The 11,390-nt window shown below is 70.4% G+C and carries 8 protein-coding genes; 5 read left to right on the forward strand and 3 right to left on the reverse strand.

The genetic code is table 11. From position 1 onward, the window contains the following. The first annotated feature begins 159 nt into the window (after positions 1 to 159). From A5706_RS30755 to A5706_RS30775, 5 genes are read left to right on the forward strand one after another with little or no spacing between them, the layout of a single operon-like run. Positions 160 to 2,946 carry an ATP-binding protein gene (locus tag A5706_RS30755; protein WP_369831983.1) on the forward strand — a complete coding sequence of 929 codons (2,787 nt, stop codon included), beginning with the start codon at positions 160 to 162 and terminating at the stop codon, positions 2,944 to 2,946. Beyond that, entirely contained in the window at positions 2,943 to 3,347 is a 405-nt protein-coding gene (locus A5706_RS30760) for a serine protease inhibitor (protein WP_068140070.1), read from the forward strand. The genes A5706_RS30755 and A5706_RS30760 overlap by 4 nt, the downstream gene beginning before the upstream one ends. Positions 3,348 to 3,353: 6 nt before the next feature. Next, positions 3,354 to 3,728, forward strand: a complete 375-nt coding sequence (locus tag A5706_RS30765) for a DUF742 domain-containing protein (protein WP_068140073.1) — start codon at positions 3,354 to 3,356, stop codon at positions 3,726 to 3,728. Further along, positions 3,709 to 4,293 (forward strand): ATP/GTP-binding protein, encoded by a 585-nt coding sequence (locus A5706_RS30770; protein WP_068140077.1) that lies wholly within the window; start codon positions 3,709 to 3,711, stop codon positions 4,291 to 4,293. The genes A5706_RS30765 and A5706_RS30770 overlap by 20 nt, the downstream gene beginning before the upstream one ends. Before the next feature lies 1 nt (position 4,294). Beyond that, positions 4,295 to 4,858: a pentapeptide repeat-containing protein gene (locus tag A5706_RS30775; RefSeq protein WP_068140080.1), complete on the forward strand. Its 564-nt coding sequence runs from the start codon at positions 4,295 to 4,297 to the stop codon at positions 4,856 to 4,858. Here A5706_RS30775 and A5706_RS30780 read toward each other — a convergent pair. The 3 genes from A5706_RS30780 to A5706_RS30790 are packed head-to-tail and all read right to left on the reverse strand — an operon-like array spanning position 4,855 to position 11,254. Continuing rightward, complete coding sequence (locus A5706_RS30780) at positions 4,855 to 7,317, reverse strand: ATP-binding cassette domain-containing protein (RefSeq protein WP_068140104.1); 2,463 nt, start codon at positions 7,315 to 7,317, stop codon at positions 4,855 to 4,857. The genes A5706_RS30775 and A5706_RS30780 overlap by 4 nt on opposite strands. Next, a complete protein-coding gene (locus tag A5706_RS30785; protein WP_068140084.1) occupies positions 7,317 to 10,007 on the reverse strand; it encodes an FHA domain-containing protein in 2,691 nt (896 codons plus the stop codon). The genes A5706_RS30780 and A5706_RS30785 overlap by 1 nt, the downstream gene beginning before the upstream one ends. 29 nt (positions 10,008 to 10,036) lie before the next feature. After that, positions 10,037 to 11,254 carry an NADH:flavin oxidoreductase gene (locus tag A5706_RS30790; protein ID WP_068140088.1) on the reverse strand — a complete coding sequence of 406 codons (1,218 nt, stop codon included), beginning with the start codon at positions 11,252 to 11,254 and terminating at the stop codon, positions 10,037 to 10,039. Positions 11,255 to 11,390: the final 136 nt, after the last annotated feature.

Here is an 11,390-nt window from a genome sequence, read left to right on the forward strand (position 1 = left end):
GACCTCGGCCGCGGGCTGTCATACTCGTCGGATTGCCAGGTGTTTATCGCTGGCGCCGACTGCGTGGGGTAGGCGGAATTAAGCAGGAAGTCTCATGAGCCTCTCGTTTCACCGAGCGCTGAAAATCAGCGCAGCGGCCCGTCGCGCGGCCGCAGACAAGTGACCATGTTCACCCGCCCGGCCCACGCGGCCGAGGCGGACGCGCCGCAATACACCGAAGCCCCGGTCGCCCACGGCCCGCGGGCCAAACGCCCGCCCCGCTGGTCGCCCAGCAACTGGCCCGTCCGCTACAAGGTCCTGGCGATTGTGCTGGTACCGCTGCTGTTGGCGACCGCATTCGGGGGGTTGCGCATCAAGGACGCGATGGCCAACGCCAGCGGCCTGAGGCTGGCCGCCGCCCGCGCCGACGTGCTGCCGGCGATCACCAAATACATGTCGGCGTTGGACGTCGCGCTGCTGGCGAGCTCCACCGGGCGCGACGTCGAGGGCGCCAAGAAGAACTACGAGGCGCGCAAGTACGAGCTGCAGCAGCGGCTGGCCGACACCGACGTCACCCCCGACGTCCGTTCCGGGGTGAGCACCCTGCTGAACGGCGGCGCGGGGCTGTTGGACAAGGTCGCCGACAACAGCATCGGTTTGCGGGACCGGGTCACCACCTACGCGCCGATCCTGCTGACGGCCGAGGACGTGATCAACGCGTCGGTGCACGTCGCCAACGAGCGGATCCGCGCCGAAGCCCAGGCGCTGAGCCGGGCCGTCGGTGCCCGCGGGCAGATGACGATGCAGCAGATCCTGGTGACCCGCGGCGCCGACCTTCCCGAGCCGCAGCTGCGGACCTCGATGATCACCCTGGCCGGCACCGAGCCGTCGACGCTGTTCGGGATGAGCGAGGTGCTCGGCGCCGGGTCGCCCGAGGCCAAGACGCTGCAGCAGCAGATGGTGACCCGGATGGCGATCATGTCGGATCCGACCAGCGCGCTGGTCGACAACCCGGACCTGCTGCGCTCGATCGAGACCACCGACGGGATCGCCGAGCAGGTCATCAACGACGCCACGGCGTCGGTGACCAAGTCCGTGCACGCCGAGGCCACCGACCGCCGCAACGCCGCGATCCTCGACACCGCGCTGGTGCTGGCCGTCATCGTGATCGCGCTGCTCGTCGTGTTGCTGGTGGCGCGCGCGCTGGTGCGCCCGCTGCGCGTCCTGCGCGACGGCGCGCTCAAGGTCGCCCACACCGACCTAGAGGAGGAGGTGGCCCGGGTCAAAGCCGGTGGCGCCGAACCGATTCCGCAGCCGTTGCCGGTGTACACCACCGAGGAGATCGGTCAGGTCGCCCACGCGGTCGACGAGCTGCACACCCAGGCCCTGCTGCTCGCCGGTGACGAGGCGCGCCTGCGCCTGCTGGTCAACGACATGTTCGAGACGATGTCGCGGCGCAACCGTTCCCTGGTCGACCAGCAGCTGATGCTGATCGATCGGCTGGAGCGCAACGAGGAGGACCCCGAACGCCTGGACAACCTGTTCCGGCTGGACCACCTGGCGGCCCGGTTGCGGCGCAACAGCGCCAACCTGCTGGTGCTCGCGGGCGCACAGCTGGCCCGCGACCAGCGCGACCCGGTGCCGCTGTCCACGGTGATCAACGCCGCGGTGTCCGAGGTCGAGGACTACCGCCGGGTCGAGCTGTCCGGCCTGCCCGACTGCGCGCTGGTCGGCGCCACGGCGGGCGGCGTCATCCACCTGTTCGCCGAGCTGATCGACAACGCCCTGCGCTACTCGCCGCCGACGACGACCGTCCGGATCTCCGCCGGACGCGGCGGTGACGGGGGAGTCATGCTCCGGATCTCCGATTCCGGCCTCGGCATGAACGACGCCGATCGGCGCATCGCGAACATGCGGCTGCGGTCCGGCAGCGACGTCACGCCCGATAACGCCCGGCACATGGGACTTTTCGTGGTGGGCCGGATCGCCGCCCGGCACGGCATCCGGGTGGGCCTGCGCGGGCCGGCCGGCAACGAGGCGGGCGCCGGCACCACGGCCGAGGTCTACCTGCCGCCTTCGGTGTTGGCCGGCTCCGCGGGACCGCAGGGACGGCCGGGGTCGGTGTCGTCGCCGAGCACCCAGCTCGCCAACGCCATGGCGACGACGGACCCCGCGGGCGCGCCGGCCGGGCAGCGGCCCGCGCCGGAGCCAGCCGGCCAGAACGGCGCCGACGCGTCGGGACCGCCGGTCACGTTGTTGCCGCGCCGCAACCCCGGATCCAGCGGCATCACCGAAGTGCCCGAGGTTCCCCAGCCGGTCGCGCAGCTGCCGCGGCGAGACCGGCGCGAGCTGGCCACCCCGTGGTGGGAGGGCGGGCAGCCGGAGCCCGAGCCCGAGCCGCGACCGGAGCCACAACCGAGGCCGGCCAAGCCCGCGGCGGTGTCGGACACGTCCGCGTTCTTCGCCGCGCGCGCCCAGGCCGCCGCGACGGAACCGCCGGTCGCCTCGGTCCCGAGCATCCCGAAGGCCCCGAAAGCCCCGGACGCACCGGCCGCCCCGGCCGATGACGACGTCATCTACCGTCGAATGTTGTCCGAGATGCTGGGCGACCCGCACGACCTGGTCAACAGCCCCGACCTGGACTGGCAGTCGGTCTGGGACCGGGGCTGGTCGTTGGCCGCGGCGGCCGAGGACAAGCCCGTCGAGGCGAAAACCGAGCACGGGCTGCCGGTCCGCGAGCCCGGGGCCCGGCTGGTGCCCGGCGCCGCGAACGGGACGGACACGACCGAAGGGGAGCGGCCGGACGGCGACGAGGGGTCCCTGGTGGGATCCAACGGCCTCGCGCGGCACTCCGCCGCGGGGCGCGACCCCGAGGCGGTGCGGGCCTCGTTCAGCAGCCACTTCGGTGGCGTGCGCTCCGGACGGTCGCACGCCCGCGAGACGAGTGAAGGATCTGATCAGGAATGACGTCTGCGGACAACTCGCTGGACTGGCTGGTGACAAAGTTCGCCCGCGAGGTCCCCGGCGTCGCGCACGCGTTGCTGGTGTCGGTCGACGGGCTGCCGGTCGCGGCCAGTGAACACCTGCCGCGCGAGCGGGCCGACCAGCTGGCCGCGGTCGCTTCCGGCCTGGCCAGCCTCGCGACCGGAGCCGCGCAGCTGTTCGAGGGCGGCCAGGTGCTGCAGTCCGTGGTGGAGATGTCCAACGGCTACCTGTTGCTGATGCGGGTCGGCGACGGCTCGCATCTGGCGACGCTGGCCGTGGCGTCCTGCGACATCGGCCAGATCGGTTACGAGATGGCCATACTCGTCGAACGGGTGGGCGGCGTGGTTCAGTCCACCCGCCGATCCGCAGAGCAGTACCAGTGACCCGCGATGGACGGACGCGAGCGCTGGCAGGCCCCACGTGAGGCGAACCTGGTCCGTCCGTACACCCTGACGTCCGGGCGGACCGGCACCGACGTCGACCTTCCGCTGGAAGCGCCGATACAGACGTTGGACGCGGGCCTGGCTCACCGGTGGCCACCGAACGATGCGAGAGGCAAGATCATCGAACTGTGCGTGAACAGCCCGTCGGTCGCGGAGATCTCGGCCCGGCTGGATTTACCGGTCGGCGTCGCGCGCGTCCTGGTGGGTGATCTGGTGCGGTCCGGCTACCTTCGGGTGCATAGGACGTTGAGCGAGCGTTCCACCCGCGACGAACGCCACGAACTCATAGGAAGGACCCTGCGTGGCTTACGAGCACTCTGAAGCTCATTCTTCCAGCGCGCACGCTTCGACGAAGATCGTGATCGCAGGCGGTTTCGGGGTCGGCAAGACCACGTTCGTCGGGGCGGTCTCGGAGATCATGCCGCTGCGCACCGAGGCGATGCTCACCGACGCGTCGGAAGGCGTCGACATGCTCGAGGCCACCCCGGACAAGAAGACCACCACGGTCGCAATGGATTTCGGTCGCATCACCCTCGACGAGGAGCTGGTGCTCTACCTGTTCGGCACGCCGGGTCAGCGCCGGTTCTGGTTCATGTGGGACGACCTGGTGCGCGGCGCGATCGGCGCGGTCGTGCTGGTCGACTGCCGCCGCCTGCAGGACAGCTTCGCCGCGGTCGACTTCTTCGAACACCGCAAGCTGCCGTTCTTGATCGCGGTCAACGAATTCGACGGCGCGCCACGCTATCCCGTCGAGGCGGTGCGCGAGGCGCTGACGCTGCCCCGGCACATCCCGGTGATCACCGTCGACGCCAGGGACCGCCGCTCGGCGACCGACGCGCTGATCGCCGTCAGCGAATACGCGCTGGAAACCCTGGCCGCGAGCTGATTTGCAGCACTGGACCGATGCGAATGCCGGCCCCTTTGAAGGCACGGATTTTCGCGACGCGGACCTCAGCCGGCTGCGCACCGAGCGGGTGGCGTTTTCCGACTGCGACTTCAGCGGCGCCAACCTGGCCGAATCCGACCACCGCGGGTCGGCGTTTCGCAACTGCACGTTCGAACGAACCCTATTGTGGCACAGCACCTTTGCGCAGTGCAGCATGCTGGGCTCGGTGTTTGTGGGTTGCCGGATGCGCCCGATCAGGTTCGACGAGGTCGACTTCACCCTAGCGGTGCTCGGCGGCAACGACCTGCGCGGCGTCGACCTCTCCGGCTGCCGGCTGCGGGAGGCCAGCCTGGTGGAGACCGACCTGCGCAAGGCCGTGCTGCGCGGCGCCGACCTGTCCGGCGCGCGGACGACGGGCGCCCGCCTGGACGACGCCGACCTGCGCGGCGCCATCGCGGACGCCGCGTTGTGGCGGACCGCCTCGCTGTCGGGCGCCCGCGTCGACGTTCCGCAGGCGATGGCGTTCGCGCTCGCGCACGGCTTGCGCTTCGACGCCAAGGATTAGCGCGTGAGCCGGATCCGCCAGCGCACGATCGCGGAATAGACCGCCGACAGCGCGACCAGCATCCCCATGTCGAACAGCCACGCGCCGCGGGTGTGCGCCCAGTGGGCGTCCTGCTGTAGCAGCGAACCGGGCACCAGCGCCCGCAGGTCGACCGTCGACGCCGACGCCGCGTATCCCCAGCGCGACGGCATCACCCAGGACAGCTGGTCGAGGAAGATCCGGCCCGTCACGGGCACCATCCCGCCGGCGAGCACCAGCTGCAGCATCAGGGACACCACCAACAGCGGCATGATCTGCTCGTTGGATCGCGCGAGCGACGACAGCACCAGCCCCAGCACCGCGGAGGCCACACACGTCGCGGCCACGGTGACGAACAGCTCGAAGCTAGGGTTGCCCAGCAACACCGCTGGCTGCGTCGGCGCGCCCTTGCCCAGCAGCACGATGCCCGTCACGATCGCCGCCTGCACGATCGCGAACGCACAGAACACCGTGAGCTTGGCCGCCAGGTAGGCCCCCGCCGACAGGCCCACCGCCTGCTCGCGCCGGAAGATCGCGCGCTCGCCGATCAGGTCGCGAATCGTCAGCGCCGTGCCCATGAAGACGGCGGCGATGGACATCAGGGTCAGGATCTGCGCGGCCTCGTCGGGCGTCCCGCTGGTCGGCTGGGCGACCCCGAAGCCAGTGTTGCCCGGCACCGTCAGCGACAGCGCGCCCAGCACGAACGGCAGCAGCGCCAGGAACGTGAAGTAGGCGCGGTCGGACACGACCAACCGGACCTGGCGCCGCGCGATCGTGGAGAACTGGTGCCGCACGCTGGTGCGAGCCTGGGTGCCCAGGTCGGCGGGCGCCGACTCGACCGGCGGCGGGGGCTTGTGCCGGGCGCCCGTTCGAGCGAGGAAGCGACGGTTGGCCTCGTCGGGGTCGGCGCCCACCTTCGCGAAGATCTGGGCCCAGTTGGTGGTGCCCATGGCGTCACCGATCTGGCCGGGCGCGCCCAGGAAGGCCGTCTTGCCGCCCGGCGCCATCAGCAGCACCTGATCGCAGACGTCGAGGTACGTCAGCGAGTGGGTGACGACCAGGACCACGCGGCCGGCGTCGGCGAGCTGGCGCAGCATCGTCATCACCTGCAGGTCCAGGGCCGGATCCAGGCCCGACGTCGGCTCGTCGAGGATCAGCAGGGACGGCCCGGTGATCAGTTCCAGCGCCACCGACGCGCGCTTGCGCTGGCCGCCGGAGAGCTGGTCGACGCGGGTGTCGGCGTGCTTGGTCAGCTCGAGTTCCTCGAGCACCTGCGCCACCACCTGTTGGCGGTCGGCCTTGCTGGTGTCGGGGGGCAGCCGCAGTTCGGCCGCGTAGCCCAGCGCCTGGTTGACCGTCAGCTGCCGGTGCACGACGTCGTCCTGCGGGACCATCCCGATCCGGGTCCGCAGCGACGCGTACTCGGTGTGGATGTCGTGGCCCTCGAACGTGACCGAGCCGGAGGTCGGGGTGGCGTACCCGGCGATCAGCCGCGACAGCGTGGTCTTGCCGGCGCCCGAGCCGCCGATGATGGCGGTCAGGGTGCCGGGCCTGGCGGTCACCGAGACGCGTTCCAGCAGGTTCTTCCCGTTGATCGCGAAGTTGACCTCGCGCACCTCCAGGCCGCCCGACCGCGCCGCCACCTCCTGGCGGCGGACCAGCATGCCGTCGCTGAACACCAGGTCGACGTTGCCGATGGTGACCACGTCGCCCTCGGCGAGCACGGCGGATCCGACCCTGATCCCGTTGACGAAGGTGCCGTTGATGCTGTTCGCGTCGCGGATCTCGGTGCCGACCGGCGTCGCGGTCAGGAAGGCGTGATGGCGCGACGCCAGCACATCGTGGACGACGATGTCGTTGTCGAGCGAGCGGCCGATCCGCGCGACGGGGGCCCTGACCCGCGCGGTGGGGAACTCGGCGACCTCGCCGCTCACGCCGATCTGGGTGGGCGGGTTTGCGTCGTCGGTGGCCGCGGGCGGCCGGAGGATCGGGATCGCGGTGGTGCGCTGCACGGCGTCATCGGGCGGGCGAGGCGGCGGCTGGGGCGGGCGCGGGCGCACCGGCAGCGGATCGCCGGGCGGCGGGATCGCCGGGAGCGTCTCCGTCGGCGGCAGCAGCCCGACGGTGCCCTGGTGGTGCCCGACCTCGAACGTGATCCGCGGTCCGTCGGGCTTGCCGATGTTGAGGGCCTGGCCGTCCTGGATGTCGACCGTCGGCACCCGACGGCCGTTGACGAAGACCCCGTTCATCGAGTTGTTGTCGACCGCGACCCACCGGTCGCCCTCGAAGCGCAGCAGCAGGTGCGCCCGGGCGATCAGCGGGTGCGCCACGCGCAGGTCGGCGCGCAAGTCGCTGCCGACGACCACGTCGCGACCCGGCGCGAAATTACCTTCGGATCGCTGGGACCGAACCGTCAGCACTGGCTGCGCGGGCTGGCCCATCAGCGCTTGCGCCGGTTCCTCGACAGTCTGCGGCGGGCCGACGAGTGCCCCTTCAGCCGGAGCTTCCACCACACGATGGCGCTGTAGACGACGCACAACATCACGAGCATCGCGATGTCGAACAGCCACGCGCTCGCCTTGTGATCGAAGTGCTGGTCCTTCGGGTCGGTCGGGCCCACGACCAGCCGGTGGGTGTCGATCGTCGACGCCGCGGACGCGTAGCCCCACCTTGCCGGCGTGGCCCAGGACAACTGGTCGAGCACGGGGCGGTTGGTCACCCAGATCAGCCCGCCGCAGAAAACCAGCTGCGACATGATCGCGATGACCAGGAACGGCATGATCTGGTCCTGGGATTTGGCGATCGCCGACAGCGCCATGCCCAGCAGCGCGGAGGCCACGCACGTCAGCGCGACGTCGAAGAACAGCTCGAAGCTGACGTTGCCCAGCATCACGGCTTTGGCGATCGGCTGGCCCCAGCCGATCACCGAGATCGCGGTCGTGATGCCCGCCTGCCCGATGGCGAACGCGCTGAACACCACGATCTTGGCGGCCAGGTACGACGCGGTCGACAGGCCGACCGCCTGCTCACGCCTGAATATGGGACGCTCGCCGACCAGGTCGCGGATGGTCAGCGCGGTGCCCATGAACACGGCGCCCACGGTCAGCATGACCAGAATCTGGTCGGGCTGGTTGGGCGAGTTGCTCAGGGGGTCGCCCATGCCGTACCCGGTCTTGCCGCGAACGGTCAGGGTGAGGATGCCGATGAGGAACGGCAGCAGCGCCAGGAACACCGTGTAGCCCCGGTCGGAGATGACCAGCCGCACCTGGCGGCGCGCCACCGTCGAGAACTGGCGCAGGACGTCGGTGTGCACGGGTTCGCCCAGGTCGCCCGGGCTGGCCTCGGAGGGAGCCTGCAACTCCGGCGGCCGGTTTTCGGCGAGGAAGCGGCGGTTGGCCTCGTCGGGGTCGGCGCCCACGTTCGCGAAGATGTCGGCCCAGTTGGTGGTGCCCATCGCCGCGCCGATCTGGCTGGTCGGCCCCAGGAACGCGGTCTTTCCACCCGGCGCCAGCAGCAGTATCTGATCGCAGACGTCCAGGTAGGCCACCGAGTGGGTGACGACCAGGACCACGCGGCCGGCGTCGGCGAGCTGGCGCAGCATCATCATCACCTGCCGGTCCAACGCCGGATCCAGGCCCGATGTCGGCTCGTCGAGGATCAGCAGCGACGGCCCGGTGAGCAGCTCCAGCGCGACCGACGCGCGCTTGCGCTGGCCGCCGGAGAGCTTGTCGACGCGGGTGTCCGCGTGCTTGGTCAGCTCGAGTTCCTCGAGGACCTGCGCGACGACCTGCTCGCGGTCGGCCTTGCTGGTGTCGGGCGGCAGTCGCAGCTCGGCCGCGTAGCCCAGCGCCTGGTTGACGGTCAGCTGGCGGTGCACGACGTCGTCCTGGGGGACCATCCCGATCCGGCTGCGCATGGACGCGTATTCGGCGTGGATGTTGTGGCCCTCGAACGTCACGGTGCCGCTGCTCGGTGTGGTGTACCCGGCGATCAGCCGCGACAGCGTGGTCTTCCCCGCGCCCGACCCGCCGATGATGGCGGTGAGCGTTCCGGGGCGCGCGGTCAGCGAGATGTGGTCGAGCAGTTGCTTTCCGTGGTCGACGGTGAACGTGACGGCGTTCACCTCCAGCCCGCCGGTGCGCGTCGCCGCCTCGGTGCGGCGGACCAGGGTGTCGCCGGTGAAGACGAGGTCGACGTTGCCGATGGTGACCACGTCGCCCTCGGTGAGGATCGCGGACCCGACCCGGACACCGTTGACGAAGGTCCCGTTGACGCTGTGCGCGTCGCGGATCTCGGTGCCCAGCGGCGTCTGGGTCAAAAACGCGTGATGGCGCGACGCCAGGACGTCCTGGATCACGATGTCGTTGTCGGTGGAACGACCGATCGTGACCGCGTCCGACGACTTCGGCATCGCCCCGGACCGCGACGGCAGCAGCGCATGGAACATCTTGGTCGCCAGGTTGCTCACCTCGGGCGGCTTGGTGAGGTTGGCCGACATCTCGGTTGGCGGCGCCGCCGGCGCGGACCCCACGGCCGACATCTGCGGGTGCGGCTGGAAGTTGGGGGGCGGCGGCGCGCTGGTCGGATAAGGCGGGCGCCCGCCGGCGGCGGGGTACACGGGCTGGCCGGGCGGCAGGGGCGCGGCGACCTGCGGGCGTCGCGCCGCCTGCGCGGCCCAGTTCGGTTGCCGCCCCGGGGGTCCGGGCGGGGGGCCGGGCGGAGCGGCGACGGGAGGGCCCGGTTGACCGGACCACGCCGCCCCCGGCTGGGCCACCGGGATGCCCATCGACTCGGTGCGCGGCGGGCGACCCGCCAGCCCTTGGTGGCGGCCCACCTCGAAGGTCAGCTGCGGCCCGTCGGGATTTCCGATGTTGATGCTCTGGCCGTCGTGGATGTCGACCACCGGCACCCGGCGGCCGTTGACGAAAGTGCCGTTGAGCGAACCGTTGTCGATCGCCAGCCACCTGCCCTGGTCGAACCGCAGCAACAGATGCGCGCGCGAGATCAGCGGGTGCGTGATGCGCATGTCGGCCCGGAGGTCCCGGCCGACGACGACGTCGTGACCGGCGGCGAAGGTGCGCTCCGACCCGTCGTGACGAACCGTTAACGCAGGCGGGGCTGGTGCACTCATTGCCACAACTGTAGCGGGTGCACCTGTTTTCACCCTGTGGGCTGAATGACCGCGTCCGGCGCGCCGGTGATCACACATCGGGTCCGCGTGTAGATCGTCGGCATGCACCGATTGCAGTGCGTGCACGCCGAATGCACGCTGTGCGCGGCACCGTCGGCGGCGATCCGGTTGATCAGGTCCGGCTCCGCCAGCAGGGCCCGGCCCATCGCGACGAAATCGAATCCCTCTGCCATCGCGAGGTCCATCGTTTCCCGGTTGGTGATGCCGCCGAGCAGGATCAGTGGCATCGTGAGCTCGGCGCGGAACAGCTTGGCGTCGCGCAGTAAATAGGCCTCGCGGTAGGGATACTCGCGCAGGAACTTCTTGCCCGTCATCCGCATGCCCCAGCGCAGCGGCGGCTTGAAGGCGCCGGCGAATTCCTTGACCGGTGCGTCGCCGTGGAACAGGTACATAGGGTTGACCAGCGAACTGCCCGCGGTGAGCTCGATCGCGTCCAGGCCGCCGTCGTCCTGCAACCACTTGGCGGTGATCAGCGATTCCTTCGTGCTGATGCCGCCACGCACCCCGTCGGACATGTTGAGCTTGGCGGTGACCGCGATCGGCGTGCCCTCCTTCTCCACCGCGCGCCGCACGGCCATGACTATGCCGCGAGCGACCTTCGCCCGGTTCTCCAGCGATCCGCCGAATTCGTCGTTGCGCCGGTTGATGAGCGGGGACAGGAAAGCGCTCGCCAGATAGTTGTGGCCCAAATGGATTTCGACCGCATCGAAGCCGGCTTCGATGGCGAGCCGGACCGCGTTGACGTGGGCTTGGATGACGTCCTCGATGTCGTCGCGGGTGGCCTTCTTGGCGAAACGCATCCCGATCGGGTTGAAGAACCGCACCGGCGCCAGCGCGGTCGCCTTGTTGGACTTGGCGTTGGCGACCGGACCGGCGTGGCCGATCTGCGCGCTCACCGCGGCGCCCTCGGCGTGGATCGCGTCGGTCAGCCGCCTGAACCCGGGCACCGCCTCCGGGCGCATCCAGATGCCGTTGCCCTCGGTGCGACCGCCGGGGGACACCGCGCAGTAGGCGACGGTCGTCATCCCGACGCCGCCGGCCGCCGGCAGCCGGTGGTATTCGATCAGGTCGTCGCTCACCAGCGCGTTGGGCGTGCGTGCCTCGAAGGTGGCGGATTTGATGGTGCGGTTGCGCAGCGTGATGGGCCCCAGCTTGCCCGGGCTGAACACGTCTGGAGGGGTAGACATGCGAGGAGCTTAATGGCGATCGCAAGCGCGGCGTACTGGCGATCGCAAGCGCGGCGTAGCCGGGCGAAGCGGGTCGCCATCATCGGCGGTAGCCGGGCGAAGCGGGTCGCCATCATCGGGCACAGCGCTGGGCGTG

This window comes from Mycobacterium sp. E796 (genome assembly GCF_001672815.1).
GTDB lineage: Bacteria > Actinomycetota > Actinomycetes > Mycobacteriales > Mycobacteriaceae > Mycobacterium.